The 20,974-nt window shown below is 64.1% G+C and carries 16 protein-coding genes and 3 pseudogenes; 15 read left to right on the top strand and 4 right to left on the bottom strand.

Annotation, left to right across the window (positions count from 1 at the left end; all coding sequences use genetic code 11):
• The first annotated feature begins 109 nt into the window (after window positions 1-109).
• From B0G74_RS10635 to B0G74_RS10595, 9 genes and pseudogenes are all read left to right on the top strand, one after another.
• Window positions 110-850 (top strand): 3-ketoacyl-ACP reductase, encoded by a 741-nt coding sequence (locus B0G74_RS10635; RefSeq protein ID WP_132374759.1) that lies wholly within the window; start codon window positions 110-112, stop codon window positions 848-850.
• 132 nt (window positions 851-982) lie between these two features.
• Window positions 983-1,612 (top strand): polyhydroxyalkanoate synthesis repressor PhaR, encoded by a 630-nt coding sequence (gene phaR, locus B0G74_RS10630; protein WP_132374758.1) that lies wholly within the window; start codon window positions 983-985, stop codon window positions 1,610-1,612.
• 291 nt (window positions 1,613-1,903) lie between these two features.
• On the top strand, window positions 1,904-2,926 hold the full coding sequence (locus tag B0G74_RS10625) for a tRNA-dihydrouridine synthase (RefSeq protein WP_132374757.1): 1,023 nt from the start codon (window positions 1,904-1,906) through the stop codon (window positions 2,924-2,926).
• A gap of 81 nt (window positions 2,927-3,007) precedes the next feature.
• Entirely contained in the window at window positions 3,008-4,393 is a 1,386-nt protein-coding gene (rimO, locus tag B0G74_RS10620; RefSeq protein ID WP_132374756.1) for a 30S ribosomal protein S12 methylthiotransferase RimO, read from the top strand.
• Between the two features lie 3 nt (window positions 4,394-4,396).
• The gene (locus tag B0G74_RS10615) at window positions 4,397-5,347 is read left to right on the top strand and encodes a sugar kinase (RefSeq protein WP_132374755.1); all 951 of its coding nucleotides are present in this window, start codon (window positions 4,397-4,399) and stop codon (window positions 5,345-5,347) included.
• Window positions 5,348-5,414: 67 nt separating this feature from the next.
• On the top strand, window positions 5,415-6,599 hold the full coding sequence (bktB, locus tag B0G74_RS10610) for a beta-ketothiolase BktB (protein WP_132374754.1): 1,185 nt from the start codon (window positions 5,415-5,417) through the stop codon (window positions 6,597-6,599).
• A 49-nt stretch (window positions 6,600-6,648) separates the two neighbouring features.
• Window positions 6,649-7,293: a hypothetical protein gene (locus tag B0G74_RS10605; RefSeq protein WP_132374753.1), complete on the top strand. Its 645-nt coding sequence runs from the start codon at window positions 6,649-6,651 to the stop codon at window positions 7,291-7,293.
• A 139-nt stretch (window positions 7,294-7,432) separates the two neighbouring features.
• Window positions 7,433-8,618: pseudogene (locus B0G74_RS10600) on the top strand (cystathionine beta-lyase).
• Between the two features lie 192 nt (window positions 8,619-8,810).
• A complete protein-coding gene (locus B0G74_RS10595) occupies window positions 8,811-9,101 on the top strand; it encodes a hypothetical protein (RefSeq protein ID WP_132374752.1) in 291 nt (96 codons plus the stop codon).
• 101 nt (window positions 9,102-9,202) lie between these two features.
• On the opposite strand, the gene serB is transcribed toward B0G74_RS10595, so the two are convergent.
• Complete coding sequence (gene serB / locus B0G74_RS10590; protein WP_132374751.1) at window positions 9,203-10,042, bottom strand: phosphoserine phosphatase SerB; 840 nt, start codon at window positions 10,040-10,042, stop codon at window positions 9,203-9,205.
• A 363-nt stretch (window positions 10,043-10,405) separates the two neighbouring features.
• On the opposite strand from serB, the gene B0G74_RS10585 reads away from it, so the two are divergent.
• The 4 genes and pseudogenes from B0G74_RS10585 (at window position 10,406) to B0G74_RS10570 (ending at window position 16,188) form a co-directional block, all read left to right on the top strand.
• Window positions 10,406-11,659 (top strand): cytochrome P450, encoded by a 1,254-nt coding sequence (locus B0G74_RS10585; protein WP_132374750.1) that lies wholly within the window; start codon window positions 10,406-10,408, stop codon window positions 11,657-11,659.
• A gap of 144 nt (window positions 11,660-11,803) precedes the next feature.
• A pseudogene (locus tag B0G74_RS10580) lies at window positions 11,804-12,815 on the top strand (Ku protein).
• Window positions 12,816-12,858: 43 nt separating this feature from the next.
• Window positions 12,859-15,852 (top strand): annotated as a pseudogene (ligD, locus tag B0G74_RS10575) (non-homologous end-joining DNA ligase).
• 42 nt (window positions 15,853-15,894) lie between these two features.
• The gene (locus tag B0G74_RS10570; protein WP_132374749.1) at window positions 15,895-16,188 is read left to right on the top strand and encodes a hypothetical protein; all 294 of its coding nucleotides are present in this window, start codon (window positions 15,895-15,897) and stop codon (window positions 16,186-16,188) included.
• A 43-nt stretch (window positions 16,189-16,231) separates the two neighbouring features.
• Here B0G74_RS10570 and B0G74_RS10565 read toward each other — a convergent pair whose 3' ends face one another.
• A complete protein-coding gene (locus B0G74_RS10565) occupies window positions 16,232-17,185 on the bottom strand; it encodes a LysR family transcriptional regulator (RefSeq protein ID WP_132374748.1) in 954 nt (317 codons plus the stop codon).
• A gap of 163 nt (window positions 17,186-17,348) precedes the next feature.
• On the opposite strand from B0G74_RS10565, the gene B0G74_RS10560 reads away from it, so the two are divergent.
• Together B0G74_RS10560 and B0G74_RS10555 are read left to right on the top strand one after the other, a co-directional pair.
• Window positions 17,349-18,371, top strand: coding sequence for a zinc-binding alcohol dehydrogenase family protein (locus B0G74_RS10560; protein ID WP_132374747.1), 1,023 nt, complete (start codon window positions 17,349-17,351; stop codon window positions 18,369-18,371).
• 362 nt (window positions 18,372-18,733) lie between these two features.
• Window positions 18,734-19,291 carry a DUF6013 family protein gene (locus tag B0G74_RS10555; protein WP_132374746.1) on the top strand — a complete coding sequence of 186 codons (558 nt, stop codon included), beginning with the start codon at window positions 18,734-18,736 and terminating at the stop codon, window positions 19,289-19,291.
• A 44-nt stretch (window positions 19,292-19,335) separates the two neighbouring features.
• Here B0G74_RS10555 and fetB read toward each other — a convergent pair whose 3' ends face one another.
• Both fetB and B0G74_RS10545 read right to left on the bottom strand, forming a co-directional pair.
• A complete protein-coding gene (fetB, locus tag B0G74_RS10550) occupies window positions 19,336-20,142 on the bottom strand; it encodes an iron export ABC transporter permease subunit FetB (protein WP_132374745.1) in 807 nt (268 codons plus the stop codon).
• Window positions 20,139-20,867: an ATP-binding cassette domain-containing protein gene (locus B0G74_RS10545; protein ID WP_132374744.1), complete on the bottom strand. Its 729-nt coding sequence runs from the start codon at window positions 20,865-20,867 to the stop codon at window positions 20,139-20,141. The genes fetB and B0G74_RS10545 overlap by 4 nt, the downstream gene beginning before the upstream one ends.
• Between the last annotated feature and the right edge of the window lie 107 nt (window positions 20,868-20,974).

Genomic DNA, 20,974 nt, shown 5'->3' with positions numbered 1-20,974 from the left:
GGTCAGCGGAGGCCTCGTCAGCCGGTCGCCCGGCGGCAGCGGAGATGAAGCACAGGCGAGGGAAGAGGCAGCCAGTCGGCGCCTCGAAAACGATAACGGAGTGTAGTTTATGACACAGCGAATTGCGTACGTAACGGGCGGGATGGGTGGCATCGGCACGAGCATTTGCCAGCGGCTGCACAAAGAGGGCTTCAGGGTCGTCGCGGGCTGCGGCCCGAACTCGCCGCGCCGCGTGAAGTGGCTCGAAGAGCAGAAGGCCCTGGGCTTCGATTTCGTCGCGTCAGAAGGTAATGTCGGCGATTGGGAATCGACCAAGAGCGCGTTCGACAAGGTCAAGGCCGAAGTCGGCGAGATCGACGTGCTGGTGAACAATGCCGGCATTACGCGCGACGTCGTGTTCCGCAAGATGACGCACGAAGACTGGACGGCGGTGATCGACACCAACCTGACCAGCCTCTTCAACGTCACCAAGCAGGTGATCGACGGCATGGTCGAGCGTGGCTTTGGCCGCATCATCAACATTTCGTCGGTGAACGGCCAGAAGGGCCAGTTCGGCCAGACCAACTATTCGACCGCGAAGGCCGGCATTCACGGCTTCACGATGTCGCTGGCGCAGGAAGTGGCCACCAAGGGCGTGACGGTCAACACCGTGTCGCCGGGCTACATCGGCACCGATATGGTCAAGTCGATCCGCCCCGACGTGCTGGAAAAGATCGTCGCGACGATTCCGGTGCGCCGTCTCGGCCAGCCGGACGAAATCGGCTCGATCGTGGCATGGCTGGCATCGGATGAATCGGGTTTCTCCACGGGCGCTGATTTTTCGCTGAACGGCGGTTTGCATATGGGCTGAGTCAGCGGCGCGCCGCTCACAAGGCAGCGCGCTTCGGCTCAGATGGTTCGGCGGCGTCTCGACTGCGCAATAGCCCGATTGCGCAGCCGCATGACGCCGTTTCCGCGCTCAACTTGCGCTCAAAGGCGTTACATGACCACTACTACAAAGAAAACAGCCGAACGACTGATCAAGAAATATCCGAATCGTCGGCTCTACGATACCGAGACAAGCACGTACATCACGCTGACGGACGTCAAACAGCTCGTGTTGGATCAGGAGGATTTCAAGGTCATCGATGCGAAGAGCAACGAGGATCTGACGCGCGCCATCCTGTTGCAGATCATTCTCGAGGAGGAGAGCGGCGGCTTGCCGATGTTCTCGTCGTCGATGCTCTCGCAGATCATCCGTTTCTACGGTCATGCCATGCAGGGCATGATGGGCACGTACTTGGAAAAGAACATCCAGGCCTTCATCGACATTCAGGCGAAGCTCGCCGACCAGTCGAAGAATCTGTACGAAGGCAAGGCCATGAACCCCGAGGTCTGGTCGCAGTTCATGAACATGCAGGCGCCGATGATGCAGGGCATGATGACCAGCTATATCGAGCAGTCGAAGAACATGTTCGTGCAGATGCAGGAGCAGATGCAGAACCAGGCGAAGTCGATGTTCGCCACGTTCCCGTTTACGCCGGGTGGTGCGGTCAACGCGGCCAATCCCGGGAATGCGCCGGCCAATCCGCAAAGTAATCCGGAAGTCAATCCGGAGCCGGAGAAGAAGTAAGGGCGGCAAGGGCGTTCGGGCGAGCGGGGTTTCCCGGCGTTGGCCGTCGCCGGGGCACGGCCCCGGAGCCCTGTCGCGTCGGCAGCTCAGCCTTTGCGATGGGGCCAGGTGGCCTGGCGGCGGCCGGTTGGTGCCGACGCGGTACAATCGCCACCTGCGTGTGTGGGGCATTTTCCTCGGAGAGGGCGCTCTGGCCGCCAACTCCAACCCCATTCCGACGGCCGATCGCATGTTTCATGGATGTCCCACCTATCCTCAGGGAAAGCGCCACCTCCCGGCGCCCATTCCTGCATGAGCCGGCTCTATCTCGCGCCGATGGAAGGCCTCGCTGACTACGTATTGCGTGACGTGCTGACCGGCATCGGCGGATTCGACGGATGCGTGTCCGAGTTCGTCCGCGTGACGGGCTCCCTGCTTCCGAGCCGCGTCTACGAGCGGGAAGCGCCCGAAGTGCTCGATGGAGCCCACACTCCCAGCGGCACGCCGGTGGTGATCCAACTGCTCGGCAGCGATCCCGAATGGATGGCCCTGAATGCCGCCCACGCGGCCACCTTGTCGCCCCATGGGATCGACCTGAACTTCGGATGTCCCGCCAAAGTCGTGAATCAGCACGGCGGCGGAGCCATGCTGCTGGCCGACCCTGAACAACTGAACCGGATCGTGTCCGCCGTTCGCGCCGCGGTGCCTGCCGGCATCGCCGTGACGGCAAAAATGCGCCTCGGCGTGTCCGACACCTCGCTGGCGATCGATTGCGCCACGGCGCTGGCGGAAGGCGGCGCGGCCTCGCTCGTCGTGCATGCAAGAACGCGCGATCACGGCTACCGGCCGCCCGCGCATTGGGAGTGGATCGCGCGTATCGATGCCGCCGTGGACGTGCCTGTCGTCGCGAATGGAGAAGTCTGGACGGTGGCCGACTGGGAGCGCTGCCGCGCGGTCAGCGGTTGCGCGGACGTGATGATCGGGCGCGGCGCCGTATCGGACCCTTTCCTGGCGCTGAGGATACGCGGACTGATGGACCGCTCGCCATCCGCCTGGGAATGGCAGCACGTGCTTGGTCACGTCGCCGGTTATCTGCGGAAATTGCAGGACCGTGTCGGCTCCCGGCACGAGCACGGACGCGTCAAAAAGTGGCTCAGCTACCTGCAGCGCACCTGGCCGCAGGCGGCCGAGCTGCATGCGGCGATCCGCAGAGTGCATGATTCGCACGAAATCCTGCAAGTGATCGAACGCGCTTTGAGCGTCGGCCAATTAATGGCGACGCATCAATCCGCGCGCGTCGGCCGACTCGACCTGGCGGACGCCGCAGTCGTTTGAGGGCGAATATTCAAAGACTTACGAGCGGCAGCCTTGGCGAACCGCTACAATTCAGGGTTTAACGTCTTCAAGCGGTCCCCCATGTCTGCCACCCCCCCGATTGCCCCGACTGCCACGCCGAAGGTCGGCTTTGTGTCGCTCGGCTGCCCGAAAGCCCTGGTCGATTCCGAGCAGATCATCACCCAACTGCGCGCCGAAGGTTACGAGATTTCCGGCACGTACGACGGCGCGGACCTCGTGGTCGTCAACACCTGCGGCTTCATCGACGAAGCGGTGCAGGAAAGTCTCGACGCGATCGGCGAAGCGCTCAACGAAAATGGCAAGGTGATCGTGACCGGCTGTCTTGGCGCCAAGAAGAGCGCGAGCGGCTCGGGGCTGATCGAAGAAGTGCATCCGAAGGTGCTGGCCGTGACCGGCCCGCACGCGCTCGGCGAAGTGATGCAGCATGTGCACACCCATCTGCCGAAGCCGCACGATCCGTTCGTCGACCTGGTGCCGGCTGCGGGCGTGAAGCTTACGCCGCGTCATTACGCGTACCTGAAGATTTCCGAAGGCTGCAATCACCGCTGCACGTTCTGCATCATCCCGTCCATGCGCGGCGACCTCGTGTCGCGTCCCGTCGCCGACGTGATGCTCGAAGCGGAGAATCTCTTCAAGTCGGGCGTGAAGGAACTGCTGGTGATTTCGCAGGACACGAGCGCCTATGGCGTCGACGTCAAATACCGCACGGGTTTCTGGAACGGCAAGCCCATCAAGACGCGCATGACCGATCTGGTCGGCGCGCTCGGCGAACTCGCCGCGCAATACGGCGCGTGGGTGCGTCTGCACTACGTGTATCCGTATCCGAGCGTCGACGAAGTGATTCCGATGATGGCCGAAGGTCCGTACAAAGGCCACGTGCTGCCGTACCTCGACGTGCCGTTCCAGCACGCGCATCCGGAAGTGTTGAAGCGCATGAAGCGCCCGGCCAACGCCGAGAAGGTGATGGAGCGCGTGAAGAAATGGCGCGAGATGTGCCCGGATCTGACTATTCGCAGCACGTTCATCGCCGGCTTCCCCGGTGAGACGGAAGAGCAGTTCCAGACGCTGCTCGATTTCATCCGCGAGGCGGAACTGGATCGCGTCGGCTGCTTTGCCTATTCGCCGGTCGAAGGCGCGACGGCCAACGAACTCGACGGCGCATTGCCCGACGAAGTGCGCGAAGAGCGCCGCGCGCGTTTCATGGAAGTCGCAGAAGAAGTGTCGGCCAAGCGTATCGCGAAAAAGGTCGGCAAGACGCTGAAGGTGCTGGTCGATGAGATCAACGCGGACGGCGGCATCGGCCGCACCGCGGCTGACGCGCCGGAGATCGACGGCGTCGTGTATATCGCGCCGGCCGTCAAGGCGTCCAAACGCTACAAGGTCGGCGATTTCGTGTCGGTGGAGATCACCGGCGCCGACGGTCACGACCTGTGGGGCGAGGTTTAATCGATGACGGTGAGCACGGCCGCAGTGCCGCAAGCCCGGCACCCCGAGATCCTCGCGCTCGGCGAGGCGATGATCGAATTCAACCAGTCGGCGAAAGACCAGCCGAACTATCTGCAGGGCTTCGGCGGCGATACCTCGAACTTCTGTATCGCGGCCGCACGTCAAGGCGCGCAGACTGGTTTCGTGTCCGCGGTCGGCGCGGATCACTTCGGGCGTTTGCTGGTCGATTTGTGGGAACGTGAACAGGTGGACACGTCGCTGGTGCGCGTCGATCCGCAGGCGCCCACTGGCGTCTATTTCGTGTCGCACGGTCCGAATGGCCACGCGTTCGATTATCTGCGCGCCGGCTCGGCCGCGAGCCGCTATGCGCCGCACGATCTGCCGCTCGACGCGATCGCCGCGGCCAAGGTGATTCATCTGTCCGGCATCAGCCTCGCGATCAGCCTGAGCGCTTGCGACGCGGCGCTCGAAGCGATCGCGCATGCGCGCGCCAACAGCGTTCGCGTGAGCTTCGACACCAATCTGCGTCTGAAGCTGTGGCCACTCGCGCGGGCGCGCGCGGTGATGCTCGAAGCCATCCGCCAGACGGACATCTGCCTGCCAAGCTGGGACGACGTCACCGACCTCACCGGCTTGACCGGCCGTGATGAGATTGTCGATTTCCTGCTGTCGCACGGTCCGAGCGTCGTTGCGCTGAAGCTCGGCAAAGAGGGCTCCTATATCGCGACGCCGAACGAGCGGCGCGTCGTGCCGGGCCACGTCGTCAATGCCGTCGACGCAACCGGTGCGGGCGACTGCTTCGGTGGCGCGTTCATCGCGCGCATCGTCGCGGGTGACGATCCATTCGCAGCGGCGCGTTATGCGAACGTCGCCGCGGCGCTGTCCACGCAAGGTTACGGCGCGGTGGCGCCGATTCCGTCGCGCGCGACAGTCGAACAACTTCTGGCGGGCTGAGCACGCGCGCTATGGAGCGCGGCCCGCCGAGGCAAGATCATCTTAGAGACTGGAAGAGGAGCGAGCGATGCAACGGGACGTAGTGGTGGTAAGCGGTGTGCGTACGGCAATCGGCGGTTTCGGCGGCAGTCTGAAGGATTTTTCGCCGACCGATCTCGGCGCACGCGTCGTGCGTGAAGTGCTGGCGCGCGCCAACGTATCGGGCGACGAAGTCGGCCACGTGGTGTTCGGCAACGTCGTGCATACGGAACCGAAAGACATGTATCTGGCGCGTGTGGCCGCGATCAACGGCGGCGTCGCACAACATGCGCCGGCGTTGACCGTGAACCGTTTGTGCGGCTCCGGCCTGCAGGCCATCGTCTCGGCCGCGCAAAGCGTGCTGCTCGGCGACGCCGATATCGCGATCGGCGGCGGCGCGGAAAACATGAGCCGCGCGCCTTACTCCATGCCGGCCGCGCGCTTCGGTCAGCGCATGGGCGATGCGCGTCTCGTCGACATGATGGTCGGCGCGCTGAACGACCCGTTCCAGTCGATCCATATGGGCGTGACCGCCGAGAACGTCGCGCGCAAATACGACATCTCGCGCGAAGCGCAGGACGCGCTCGCGCTCGAATCGCATCGCCGCGCGGCCAACGCGATCACGAGCGGCTACTTCAAGCAACAGATCCTGCCGATCACGATCCCGTCGAAGAAAGGCGACGTCGTATTCGACACGGACGAGCACGCGCGCATGAACGCATCGGCGGAAGACTTCTCGAAGCTCAAGCCGGTGTTCGCGAAAGAAAACGGCACGGTGACGGCCGGCAACGCGTCGGGCATCAACGACGCGGCCGCGGCCGTCGTGCTGATGGAGCGCAGTCTTGCAGAACAGCGCGGTATCAAGCCGCTGGCACGGCTGGTGTCGTACGCGCATGCCGGCGTCGATCCGGCATACATGGGCATCGGCCCGGTCCCGGCCACGCGCAAGGCGCTCGAACGCGCCGGGCTGACCGTTGCCGACCTCGACGTGATCGAGGCCAACGAAGCGTTCGCCGCGCAGGCCTGCGCGGTCAGCAAGGAACTGGGCTTCGATCCGGCCAGGGTCAATCCGAACGGCTCGGGCATTTCGCTCGGCCATCCGATCGGCGCGACCGGCGCGCTCATCACCGTCAAGGCGCTGTACGAACTGCAACGGATCGGCGGGCGTTATGCGTTGGTCACGATGTGTATCGGCGGTGGGCAAGGCATCGCGGCGATCTTCGAACGGATCTGATGCGCGGCATGTCAGTAGCAAGCGGTATCGAGCAATGAGGAAGGAAGGGATGCGGGAATTGAAAGCGATGAAGGGTGCGGTGCGCCGGCGCGGTTGGGTAGTGACGAGCGTCGCCGCATTGCTGTGTGCCGGCGCAGCGGCGATGCTGCCCGCGCAGGCATGGGCGGAAAGCGACGCGGTGAAGGAGTTGGCGGCGCCCCCGCCGATCCAGTTGCCGCTCAAGCCGAGCCCTGAATTCGCGAAGTTCCCGCGCTACGCCGGCATGCTGGGCTCGCGCCAGATCGTGCTGAAGCTCGGCCCGAAAAGCGACGACCCATCCGGCGTACACGGCGAGTATCAGTTCACGGATACCGGCGCCGTGATCCTGATCGCGGGCGACCGCGACGGCGACACGCTCGAAGTCGAGGAATCGAACGACGGCACGCATATCACTGGCAACTGGGTCGGCAAGTTCGCGGCGGACGGCTCGGTGGCGGGCGACCGCATGAACGTCGACGATTCCGACCCGCAGCCGTTCGACCTGAAACCGCTGGCAGCGGGGCAGGCGGTGCCGCCTGCCGGCGCGCCGGCGAGCGCCGCGAACAAGGCTGCGCCGCAGCCTTCCGCGGGCGCTGCCACGGTGCCGGCTTCAAGCGCCGCCGCTACCGGCGGCCACGCCGTGGGCGGCGTCAGCAACTTGCAAACCGGCGAGTGAACCCGCAGCCGCGCGGCGCCCGACAACTCGCGCGTTGTCTCTCAAGCGAAATCCCGCCGGCTCGTCTACTCTTGCGTGTGCGGCGCGCGCCCTGAAACCGCGTGCCTCCGTTTCCGTCTGCTTCTCAACGAAACTCACCATGACCCAATCCAAACTCCAACGCGGTCTGCAAACCCGCATCGTGCGTGCCGAGGACCAGCTCACGCCGGGCTTCGAGTCGTTCTCGATGCCGGTCACGCGGGCATCGACGGTCGTGTTCCCCGATCTCGCGACCATGCGCGCGCTCGACTGGAAAAACGACGCGCAATGGCGCTACGGCCTGCATGCCACGCCGACTTCGCTCGCGCTGGCGCAACGCCTTGCCACCATCGAAGGTGGCAACCACGCGTTGCTGCAGCCGTCGGGGCTGTCGTCGATTTCGAACGTGTATTTCGGCCTCGTCAAAGCCGGCGACGACGTGCTGATTCCCGATAACGTCTACTCGCCGAACCGCGATCACGGCGACTGGCTGGCGCGCGATTTCGGCATCACCGTGCGCTACTACGATCCGATGATCGGCGCGGGCATCGCCGATCTGATCCAGCCGAACACGCGCCTGATCTGGCTCGAAGCACCCGGCTCGGTGACGATGGAAGTCGCCGACGTGCCCGCCATCACCGCGGCGGCGCGCGCGCGCAACGTCGTCACGGCGATCGACAACACGTGGTCGGCGGGGCTGGGTTTCCGGCCGTTCGATCATGGCGTCGATATCTCGGTGCAGGCGCTCACCAAGTATCAATCGGGCGGCGGCGACGTGCTGATGGGCGCGACCATCACCGTCGATCGCGAGCTGCATCTGAAGCTGAAGGCGGCGCGCATGCGCATGGGCATCGGCGTCTCATCGGATGACTGCTCGCTGATTCTGCGCAGCCTGCCAACCATGCAATTGCGCTTCGAGCAGCATGATCGCGCGGCGCTCGGCTTGGCGAAATGGCTGAAGACGCGGCCGGAAATTTTCAGCGGTGTTGCACCCGGCGCTATCCGATTGTCCGGGCCATGAGTTTTACAAACGCGACTTCACGGGCGCGGGCGGGCTCTTTTCGGTCGTGTTCGACGGCCGCTACAGCCCGGCGCAAATCGACACGTTCTGCGAGTCGCTCGAACTGTTCTCGCTCGGCTGGAGCTGGGGCGGGGCGCACAGCCTCGTGATGCCGTACAACGTCGCGTCGATGCGCACGGCGGGGCAGTGGCCGCATCGCGGGACGTTGGTGCGGTTCTATATCGGGCTCGAAGCCGAGGCGGACTTGCGTGCGGATATGGAGCAGTCTCTGGCGGCACTGGGTTAAACGTCCGAGCGACGTTTTTCCGTAGGACAAGCAGGCCCATCGGGACGTGTTCCCGGTGGGCTTTTTTCTTGTCAACAGTGTGTGTCAAGGTAGCCAGTAAGCCTAACCATTCGGCTGAATGTTCAGCGTGAAATCTCGACGCTACGATGGCGTGCATCCCGGCTAACGGTTGCCGCACCATGGTGAGCTTCGATGAATTTTTTCTTCTGGATGTTGCTGAATCTCGGCGTGCCGATCATCGGCCCGATCTTTACGCTTGCGCTTGTTTCGCCAACGGAAATAGCCCTGTCAATTTTCTTCACGCTCGCTGCCGCAGCTTTCTTTGCATTCCTACATGTGCTGCTCATTTGGATTTTTCAGATAGTGCAGCATTTATACTGGTCCTCTCAAGGAGGCAATCATGAAAAAATTCTCGTTGTGGCTAGTCTCAGAGGAAATCTACCCACGCTTTTTGATGTGGACCACGATCATCGTGAGCCTTGATGCGATCAGCATGATCGTGGTACTCACAACGGACATTCTGAAAAAATAGAGCCACTGCCAGCGCTGGCCGTCATTGCATCTGCCAGCGCATCGAACCAATGTCAGAACAGGCGCAGCAGCCCGTCCAGCCCGACATGGTTGAACGCCACGCTTGCCGCTTCGCGCACTACCGGCTTCGCACGGAACGCAACGGAGAGCCCGGCCTCGGCCATCATCTTCAGATCGTTCGAGCCATCGCCCATGGCGATTGCCCGGCTCGGTTCAATGCCCAATTGCGCGCATGTTTCGCGCAGTGTGCGTGCTTTGACATCGGCATTGACGATCTCACCGATCACCTTGCCGGTCAGCTTGCCGTCCACGATTTCAAGCGTATTCGCGCGCGTGAAATCCAGGCCGAGACGTGCCTTCAGCTTCTCGGTGAAGAAGTTGAATCCGCCCGACACGAGCAGCGTTTTCAACCCAGCGGCCTTCGCACCAGCCAGCATCTGCTCGGCGCCCGGTGAGAGTTGCAGTCGCTCTTCGTATACACGTTCAAGCGCGCTTGCGTCGAGGCCTTCGAGCAGCGCCACGCGACGCGTCAGGCTTTCGTTGAAGTCCTTGATTTCGCCGCGCATCGAGGCCTCGGTGATCGCGGCCACTTCCGCTTTCAGCCCGCAGAAGTCGGCGATCTCGTCGATACATTCGATCGTGATCAGCGTCGAATCCATGTCCATCGCGACCAGCCCGAAGTCGCGCAACTGACGGCCGGCTTCGACAAACGCGTAGTCCAGTTGATGAGTGCCGCAATACACGTCGAGGTCGGCGCGCTGGGCGACATTTGCATCGGCGATGCGAATCGCGTTCGCGTCGATGACGCTGGCGTGCGAACCGCGCGCGAGCGCGACGAGCGCTTTGTGATGATCGGCGGAAAGGGGCGCGGAGCTTTGAATGACGAGGTTCATGGACGACGACGCAGTAACGCGGAAAAGGACGGACGCGCGGCGCGCGCGGAAAATCCCGCTATTGTAACGGTTCGCCGGTTGGCCACGCCTCTTGCGGATCGGCATGGAGCGCTGAGCCGCACCTGTTGCAACCGCTTGGGACGTTGCGTCCCGCCGCACCTCTTGCAATCCACCGGGCACGCCGCGCCGCACGCCGCGCCGTGCAAACCTGCGGCGCGCGGTCCATACTGGCGCTTCGAACAAACAACGCCTTGCAGCCAGTAAGTGCACCGGCCGGCGGCCGCGCCACCACACGCGGTGCGCAACGTCGCTATGCACTCACACCGGCACCCATGACGAGGCGCATCACTACGGAGACAACGCATGCCCCCGGCGACCGCCAGCGACGAATCCACTCTCGCGCGCGACTTCGATCTGCGCCACCTCAATCCCGCTTTCTATGCCGATCCGTATCCGGTCTACCACGCGCTGCGCGCTCACGAGCCGGTCAAGCGCATGCCGGACGGTTCGCTGTTTCTGACGCGATTTCGCGACGTGCAGGCGGTCTATCGCGACCCGAAAACCTTCAGCTCCGACAAGACCGTCGAATTCAAGCCGAAGTACGGCGACTCGCCGCTCTACGCGCATCACACCACGAGTCTCGTCTTCAACGACCCGCCGCGCCATACGCGAGTGCGCAAGCTGATCGCCGGGGCGCTGACGGCGCGCGCCATCGCGGCCATGGAGCCGGGACTGGTGCGCCTCGTCGACGGCTTGCTCGATGCCGCCGCCGAACGCGGCCGGATCGATCTGATCGGCGAGTTCGCGTCGGCGATTCCGGTCGAGATCATCGGTAATCTGCTGGATGTGCCGCACGCGGAACGCGAGCCGCTGCGTGACTGGTCGCTCGCGATTCTCGGCGCGCTCGAACCGTCGCTCACCGAGGCGCAGCTCGAACGCGGCAATCGCGCGGTGAGCGAATTCGTCGACTATTTGCGCGGTCTGGTCGCGCGACGCCGGCGCGAGCCGGGTGACCCGCAGCATGACGTGCTGACGCGTCTGATTCAGGGCGAAGAGGGCGGCGAGCAATTGTCCGAAGCGGAGTTGCTGCAAAACTGCATTTTCATTCTGAACGCCGGTCATGAGACGACCACCAATCTGATCGGCAACGGTCTCGTCACGCTGACGCAATGGCCCGAGCAGCGCGAGGCGCTGCTGCGCGAGCCGTCGCTGATCGGATCGGCGGTGGAGGAGTGTCTGCGTTTCGAGAGTTCGAATCAGCTCGGCAACCGCATGGCGACCGTCGACACCGAGATCGGCGGTGTCGCGGTGGCGCGCGGCACGCCGGTCACGCTGTGCATCGGCGCGGCCAATCGCGACCCCGAGCAGTTCGCGGATCCGGACCGCTTCGACATTCGCCGCGATCCGAACCGGCACCTTGCATTCGGTTTCGGCATCCACCAGTGCGCCGGGTTGTCGCTCGCGCGACTCGAGGCGCGCATCGCGATCGGCCGTTTCGTCGAGCGCTTTCCGGCCTATCGCCTGGATGGCGAGCCCACGCGCGGCGGGCGCGTGCGGTTTCGCGGCTTCGCCGCGGTGCCGCTCGAACTCGAACCGGCGGGATCCCAAACGACGTAGCGCACGGCGTAGCTTTTGCAGGCCTGACGCAAGACTTACAGCCTGTGCATGAGGGCGTCAAATGGCGGCGCGCGCCGGCTATGGCTGACAAGCGGTGGCACGCTTGCTGCTTGACGTCAGGTCTTAGGCATAGGGGAGCGCACGATGGCACACATGATCTGGAAGGGCGCAATCAGCTTCGGCCTCGTCCACGTACCGGTGCAGTTGTATCCGGCGACGCAGTCGGAGAAAGTCGGCTTCAATCTGCTGGATAAGCGCACGATCGATCCGATCGGCTACAAGCAGATCAACAAGCGCACCGGCAAGGATGTCACGCGCGAGAACATCGTGCGCGGCTTCGAGTACGAGAAGGACAAGTACGTCGTGCTCTCGGACGACGAGATCCGCTCGGCGAACCCCGAGTCGACGCAAACGGTCGATATTCTCGCGTTCGTCGACGCCCCCGACATCTCGTTTCTCTATCTCGACACGCCTTATTTCCTCACGCCCGACCGCAAGGGTGAAAAGGTCTACGCGTTGCTGCGCGAAGCCATGAAGGCGTCGGGCAAGATCGGCGTGGCGAGCGTCGTGTTGCACAACAAGCAGCATCTGGCGGCGCTGATTCCGGTGGGTCCGGTGCTGGCCTTGAACACGCTGCGCTGGGCCGCGGAGGTTGCGCGATTTCGACGACTTCAAGCTGCCGGCCGACGGTGTCAAAGCCGCGGGCGTGTCCGCGCGCGAACTCGACATGGCGAAGAAGCTGATCGACGACATGAGCGACAAGTGGGATCCGTCGCAGTATCACGATACCTTCCGCGACGACATCATGGCGCTGGTCGATCGCAAGATTCGCGCGGGCAAGACCGAGGAAATCACCGAAGTCGAAGCGCCGCACGAGTCGCGTCAATCCGCCGACATTCTCGATCTGTCCGACTTGCTCAAGCGCAGCCTTGGACGCGGCAAGAGCAAGCCGGCGGCGGGCGGCCGCAAGCGCGCCGCGGACGAGGACGGCGATGAGGACGACTCTGATGCCGAAACAGAAGCTCCAGCCCGCAAGAAACCGCGCACGGCGCGCACGGCAAGCAAGACCACCACGCGCGGCAGCGGCACCGGCGGCCGTGCAGCTGCCAAGACGGCAGCCACGCCAGCCGCCCGCAAACGTCGGGCAGCAGCCTGATTCGTCAACGTCGCGCTGAGCCACTCACGACGAAGTCATCGCCATGAACGACAGACTCGACCTCTACAACCGCAAGCGCCGTTTCGACGAAACGCCGGAGCCATCGGGCGCGCGTGCGAGTCGCAAGCAAGGCGCCCGGAAAACGACAAGACAGGCAGCCGACGAAGCGCTCTCCTACGTGATTCAGGAGCACGACGCGCGGCGCTTACACTACGACTTCCGGCTCGAACTGAACGGCACGCTCCTGTCGTGGGCGGTGCCGAAAGGGCCGAGCCTCGATCCGTCGGTAAAACGGCTTGCGGTGCATGTCGAAGACCATCCGGTCGAATACGGTTCTTTCGAAGGCGAAATCCCGGCCGGCAACTACGGAGCGGGCAGCGTGATCGTGTGGGATCGCGGCACCTGGGAACCGATTGGCGGCACCGCGGAAGCGGCGCGATCATATGCGGCCGGCAAGCTCAAGTTCCGGCTGCATGGCGAGAAGCTGCAAGGCGGCTGGACACTGGTGCGCAGCCATATGCGCGGCAGCGGCGACAAGGAGCAGTGGCTGCTGATCAAGGAACGCGACGACGAAGCGCGTGATGAGAGCGACTACGACGTTCTGAAGAAGCGTCCGGGCAGCGTGCTCAGCGGCAGCGCCTCGGCGGGTAAAGGCACGAAAACGACGCGGACAGCGGCAACCAAGGGAACTGGCAAAGCCGCAGCAGCCGCAAAAGCGACTGCTGGGGCTTCCGATACGACGCCAGCCGCAAAACGAGCCGGCAAGAACGGCGCGAAAGCCGCTTCATCGAGCCGCGCCGATCCCAAGCGACCCGACATCGTAGCGACGCGCAACGCGCAGTCGCTGCGCGAGCTAGCCGCCGCGCCCTCGATCGAGGGCGCGGTGAAAGCCCGCTTGCCCGCGACCTTCAAACCGCAACTGGCGACGCTTGTCGACGCCGCGCCTCCCGGCGATGAATGGTCGTACGAAATCAAGTTCGACGGCTACCGAGTGCTGGCCCGAATCGATCGGGACACCAAGGGAAGCTCAGTTAAAGTATTCACTCGCGCGGGCAACGACTGGACCGCGAAATTCAGCAAACAGGTCAAGGCGTTCGAACAACTCGGCATCGAAAGCGCATGGCTCGATGGCGAAGCGGTGGTGCTGGACCAGAACGGCGTGCCGAATTTTCAGGGGCTGCAAAACGCCTTCGATGCGAACCGTCCGCAAGACATCATCGTCTACCTGTTCGACATACCGTTCCTGAACGGCTACGACTTGCGCGGCGTGCCGCTCGAACAGCGCCGCGCGATTCTGCGCGCCTTGATGGAAGAGGTCGACGACAGCGTCCTGCGCTTCTCGAACAATTTCGACTTCAGCGCGGAAGACCTGTTGAGGAGCGCGTGCGATATGGCGCTGGAAGGCATCATCGGCAAACGGCGCGACAGTGGCTATCTATCGGGCCGTTCGTCGACGTGGATCAAGCTGAAATGCCGCCGACGCCAGGAGTTCGTGATCGGCGGCTATTCGGAACCGTCCGGCAGCCGCGCGGCGTTCGGCGCGCTGCTGCTCGGCGTCTACGACGGCAAAGGCAAATTGCAGTATGCGGGCCGCGTCGGCACCGGCTTCGATGCGGCGTTGCTGCGCTCGGTCAAGAAAGAACTCGACGCGCACGAGACCCAGCGCATGCCGTTTGCCGCCGCGCCGCGCGAGCGTAGTCGCACGCCGGTGCATTGGGTCGAACCGGTGCTCGTCGCCGAATGCAATTTCGCGGAATGGACGAGCGAGGGCATCGTGCGTCAAGCGTCGTTCGTGAGTCTGCGCAACGACAAGCCGGCACGCCAGATCGTCAAGGAAACACCTCGCCAAGGAGCCGACGTGCAACAGCAAACCGATTCTGGGTCCGACGAAGCGCCGAAGAAACGTGTGGCGCGGAAAACTTCCGTCAGTACTGAGGCCGTATCCGGCGCGGGGAAAACCGGTGCGGCGAACTCGAAGGCCGAGGCGAAAACGGCGGGCGCGAAAGACGTTAGCATGAGGAGCCGCGGCGTGGAGACAGGCAGCGCGAAGGCGAGTGCTGCGAAAACCGTTGCAACGAAAACCTCCGCCACCAAAGCCAACGCAACCGAAGGCAAAGCCACAAAATCAAGCGCCGCGTCCGCTCCCGCCGAGGTCGCAGGCGTCCGCATCTCGCATCCCGATCGCGTCATCGACAAAAGCAGCGGCGCGCGCAAGATCGATCTCGTGCAGTACTACGAATCGGTCGCCGACTGGATGCTGCCGCATCTGCAAGATCGCCCGGTGTCGCTGGTGCGTGCGCCCGAGGACATCGGCGGCGAGCTGTTTTTCCAGAAGCACAGCCAGAAGCTGTCGATTCCGAATGTCACGCAGCATCCTGGTCTCGATCCGGGCCATCCGGCGCTGATCACCGTCGATACGCTCAAGGCGCTGGTCGGCGCGGCGCAAATGGGCACCGTCGAATTTCACACGTGGAATGCCGTCGTGTCGAACATCGAAAAGCCGGACCGCGTGGTGTTCGACCTCGATCCCGACGCGTCGCTGGTTGGGAGCGCATGAATCGAAGCCGCGCAACTGACGCGTTCGCTACTCGAAGAACTCGGCCTCAAGTCGTTCTGCAAGACGAGCGGCGGCAAGGGCTTCCACGTGGTCGTGCCGCTCGCGAAACAGGCCGGCTGGGACGAAGTGAAGGACTTCTCGCAAGCCGTCGCGCAGCACATGGCGGCGACGCTGCCCAAGTACTTCAGCGCGAAGATGGGCGCGCAGAACCGCAAGCAGAAAATCTTCGTGGACTATTTGCGCAACAACCGCGGCTCCAGCACGGTCGCCGCATTCTCGGCGCGAGCGCGGCCGGGCCTGGGCGTATCGGTGCCGCTTTCGTGGGATGAAGTCGCCAGCACCACGGGCGGCGATCAATGGACCATCGAGAATTTGCATGAGCGCCTCGCCGACCTCAAAAGCGACCCGTGGGCGGACTATACGAAGACGCGTCAGCGCATCACCGCAGCCATGAAGAAGCGTCTGGATGACGCAGAGTAAGCGCTTCGACGGACCCGATTCAGAACGACAAGGAGCAAGACCATGAAGACCTCACCGCAATCGTCCGACGGCGACAAGCAGGCAGACCCGCATTCCAGGAAACAACCCAAATCGATGCAGGAAGCTGCGGCGCCGCTGCCGCATGAAGCCGATCAGGATCCCGAATCGCAGCACGAGGACGGTCCGCGCCATATCGGCAAGCAGGCGCATCGCGATCTCGAACGCGGGCTGAAAGATACCGACCGCCGCGGCGGCGACGAGTATCAGCAAAAAACGCAGAACGACGCGCACACCGACGTCAACTCCGACGGCAAAGGCGCCGGCGGCAAGCATTGACTCACGACGTATCGATTTGTGCACCATCGCCGGCGCATCTGTCTCAGCCCGGCTCTCTGTCCCAGTAAGGTGGGTCGCCGAAGTGCGCCGCCAGGAATTCGATCAAGGCGAGCGTCTTTGGCGGCACGAACGAACGGCTCGGATACACCGCCCAGATTGCCACGTTCTCGGCGAGCGGATAGCTGTCCAGCACGCTGACCAGTTCGCCGCTGCGCAAATAAGGCGCGACGTCCCAGGTCGATTTCAGCGCGATGCCGAAACCGGCCAGGAGGGCGTCGCGGATCACTTCGCCGTTGTCGGTGACGAGGCGCCCGCTCACGCGCACCTCGAGCGCTCCGGCGGGCGTCACGAAGGCCCAGTCGCGCTGGTCCGACAGAATCATGCACTCGTGCTCCGCGAGGTCCGAAGGATGATGCGGCGTGCCGCGCCCGGCAAGATAAGCGGGCGCCGCGCACAGCACCCGCCGATTCACCGCGAGGCGCCGCGCCACCAGCGACGAATCCTTCAGCACGCCGACGCGGATCGCCACGTCGATACCCGCATCGACGAGATCGACCAATTTATCGGTGAGCCGCAAATCGACGCTCACGCCGGGATAGCGGCGCAGAAATTCGCTGATCACCGGCGACACATGCTGCCGCCCGAACGACGACGGCATCGAGACCCGCAAGCGGCCCTGCGGCTCGGCCTGCGCCCGGCCCACCGAGGCGCGTGCGGCGGCGGCCGCGTCGAGCAGGGCTTCGGCGCGCGTCATGAAGACTTCACCGTCTTGCGTGAGGCTGATGCGGCGGGTGGTTCGATGCAACAGCCGCGCGCCGAGCAGCTTTTCCAGCTGCGCGATGCGGGAGCTGGCCACCGCCGCCGACAGCCCGAATTCGCGCCCGGCCGCCGACACGTTGGCCAGCAGCGCGGCGCGCACGAACAGGGCGACGTCGAGCAGATCGAGGCGCTCCCGTTCTCCGGGCGAGGTACGTATGGATGTAGCCGGAAGGTTCATTCTTCTGGAATTCAAAAAGATGTTTTAGCCATTATGACGGTTTTAAGAGAATAAGAACCGCCTTAGGATGACGCCAATGGGATCGATGACGCGCAAACGGCACCACAGGCCGCCCGCATAAACCGCGATCCTTCAAACCTCGTCTGAACCAACAGGAGCATGTATGAAAGCCGTCGGTCTCTATCGCTATTTGCCGATCGATCAAGCCGAAGCCTTGGTCGATGTCGAAATCCCGAAACCGGAAGCCACCGGTCGTGACCTGCTGGTCAAGGTCGAGGCGATTTCCGTCAATCCGGTCGACACCAAAGTGCGCGCGCCGAAAGACACGGTCGAAAAGACGCCGCGCGTCCTCGGCTGGGACGCCGCCGGCACGGTAGTCGCCGTCGGACCGGACGTCACGCTGTTCAAGGTCGGCGATCCGGTGTTCTATGCGGGCAGCATCACACGGCCGGGCGCCAACAGCGAGTTCCATCTGGTCGATGAGCGGATCGTCGGGCGCAAGCCGGCGTCGCTCGATTTCAGCCACGCTGCCGCGTTGCCGCTGACCGCGATCACCGCCTGGGAGGCCCTGTTCGACCGTCTCGGCGTGTCGCCGCAAGGCGCGGACGAGGGCCGCACCGTGCTGATCATCGGCGGCGCGGGCGGGGTCGGCTCGATCGGCATTCAACTCGCGAAGCAACTCGCGAAGCTGAAGGTGATCGCGACCGCGTCGCGGCCCGAGTCGGCCAAATGGGCCACGGAACTGGGCGCGGATCACATCGTCGATCACTTTGGCGACATGCCCGCGCAATTGAAAAAGCTCGGCATCGACCAGGTCGATTACGTGCTGATGTTCAACGACACCGACAAGAACTTCCCGGCCGCGGCCGAGGTGATCAAGCCGCAAGGCAGCATCTGCACGATCGTGGAAAACAGCAAGCCGGTGCCGGTCGAATTGTTGAAAGCGAAGAGCGCCGCCTTTCATTGGGAGTTCATGTTCACGCGCTCGATGTTCGGCACGCCGGACATGATCGAGCAGCACAAGCTGTTGACCGAAGTAGCGCGTCTCGTCGACGCGGGCACGCTGTGCACGACCGTCGGTCAGAACCTCGGCGCCATCAACGCCGCGAATCTGCGCCGCGCGCATCAGATGCTCGAAGAAGGGCGCGCGATCGGCAAACTGGTGCTGACGGGATTCGAGGCGTAAGCCGCAATTCGCCTGAACCGGGCCTGAACGAACATGGCCGGCGTCGCAGCAATGCGCGCCGGCCATGTTCATTTGATGCGCAACAAACGGTGCGATCGGGCGACGCGGCGTGTCGAATTGCAGCAGTGCGGCGCGGCGGGCGCGTGTGTGCGCCTGAGCCGCCACACGCGCAGAAAACGCGTCGCCGCAAGCGGGTTAACACCCGATTCGCGGGCAGCGCGCGCAGCGTCGCTTGGCGTTAGACTGGCAGGGCATCATGCTAAAACAGTTGCGTGTCTCGCAGCCCGGCGTCGTCCAGTCGGGCGGTGCGTGAGCAGTAGCGCTGAAGCGGGCGCGCAGCGGCACAACAACGAGGTGACAGTATGAGCTTCCGACTCTCCGCCGTTTCAGTTGTTGCTTCTCTCGCATGCGCGCTCGCGCCCGGCATGCTCGTGCCGGCGGCTCACGCCGCCACGCCGATCACGGTCACGTCCCAATCCGCCCTCGACGGCCCGATCCGCTACACGGTGCGCGTCACGTCGAAACAGTTCGGTAATTCGCAGGAAACGCGCACGATCCGCTCCGGCGAATCGGACGACTTCACGTGGAAGACCGTGCCGCCGGGTGGTCCGGTTCCCGCGACGGATGCGTGCCCGAACTACGCGTCGCTGCCGATCGACACCAACGGCGCGATGATCAGGCAGACGCAGATCCGGTTCGCGCCGGTCGTCGGCGGCGACGGCACGGCGACCGTGCAATTGAGCTTCCAGGCGCAGACGCCGAAGGGCGTGAAAACCGTGACGAGCGGCGGCAAAACGCTCAAGTGTCCGAACGACGTGACCGTCAGTCAGATCGTGCGATTCACGATGCCGGTCAATGGCAGCACGAAAACGCTCACGCTCAGCGACGGCACGGAAGTCGCGATCAGCGCGAAGCGTTGAGTCAGGCGTGTGATTGAGGGCACAGCGGCGGGTCGGAGCGCGGCTCAGCGCCGCGCCGCGGCCCGCTCGACCAGCCGCGCCGACAGAAAGCGGTGCTCCGCCGAAAAGAGCCGCCGGTACGTGAGCAGCACCGCGCCCACCGTCCCCAGGGCCGACGACGCGGCGATCAGGAACATGATCACGATCTGATAGCGCACCGCCTGCAACGGCGACTGCCCGGCCAGCACCTGGCCGGTCATCATGCCGGGCAGGCTCACTACGCCGACCACGGCCATCTGATTGAGCGTCGGCATCATGCCCGCGCGCACGGCTTGGCGCGCCGGCGCCTGCGCCGCTTCCCAGCGTGTCGCGCCTAGCGCGAGCGCCATGTCGACGCGGTCGCGCCGAGCGGTCAATTCCTCGGTCATCCGTTCGATGCCGAGCGACACGCCGGTCAGCGTATTGCCGAGGATCATGCCGAGAATCGGAATCGCATACTGCGGCTCGTACCACGGGTGAATGCGGATCACGACGAACAGCCCGACCGCGGCCACCAGCCACGAACTGAACCAGATCGACAGCACACTGTCCGCGCGTTGCCCGCGATAGGTGCGGTTGCCGCGCTGCGCGCCCGCGAAGCCGGCGATCAGCGTCATCACAATCATCAGCGGCAGCACCACGTACCAGCGGTCGTAACGGAACACCCAGCCGAGCACGTAGCCGATCGCCAGCAACTGTACGACGGTGCGCACGGCGGCCCACGCCAGCTTGCGCTCGAGATCGAGCTTGAGCGCCACCGACACGGCACCGTTCACGACGATCAGTAGCGCCGCGATCGCGACATCCCACAGACTCAGGTTTTGCAATGTCATTGGCCGAACTCCTGGTGACCCTGATGCGCGGGCGGTAGCTCGCGCTGCGCGGTTTCGTCGAGCACGCCGGCGCGCATGGTCAGATGCCGCGCGCTCATGCGCGTGGCTTGCGCCGGATCGTGGGACACCCAGATCGACGCATGACGCCCGGGATTGGCGTCGAACCATGCGTGCACCAGACCTTCGATCGCATGCGACGACTCCGGGTCGAGCGACGCGGTGGGTTCGTCGAGCAACAGAACCTCGGGCGCGAGTTGCAGCACGCGAATCAGCGCGGCGATCTGCGCCTCGCCGCCGGACAACTCGCTCGCGCGCTTGTCGAGAAAGTCGTCGTCGCGGCCGGCCTGAGCGGCGAGGCTCGCCGCGCGCGCGCGATCGAAACGCACGTCGTGGTACGTGCGCAACTCGAACGGATAGCGCAGATTGTCTTCGACGCTGCCGTCGAGCAGCGCGGGCCGCTGCCGGATATACGCGACGTTGCGCCGGTAGCGCGGAATAGCGGTGCGCTCCACCGGCGCGCCATGCCACATGATGCGTCCCGCATCGAGCGGATCGAGCAGCGCAAGGGCGCGCAGGAACACGCTCTTGCCCGAGCCGGATGGCCCGGTGATGGCGACGCGGTCGCCCGCGTGCAACGCGAAAGTGGTCGGCTGCAGTAGCGTCTGGCCGCGCACGGCATCGCGCCGGACAATGCCGTCGGCGAGGACGAAGGGAACATCGGTCATGAGTGAATTTGTAATGGGGGATGCGTAAGGTCGAAGCTCGCTGCGACCTGCGTGTGCAACATGATAAAGCGGCAAAGGCATAGCGCTTGCCGGCCACGGACCGGGCA

It is taken from the genome of Paraburkholderia sp. BL9I2N2 (genome assembly GCF_004339745.1).
Classification (GTDB): Bacteria; Pseudomonadota; Gammaproteobacteria; order Burkholderiales; family Burkholderiaceae; genus Paraburkholderia.
This window is presented reverse-complemented; position numbering and strand designations above follow the sequence as displayed.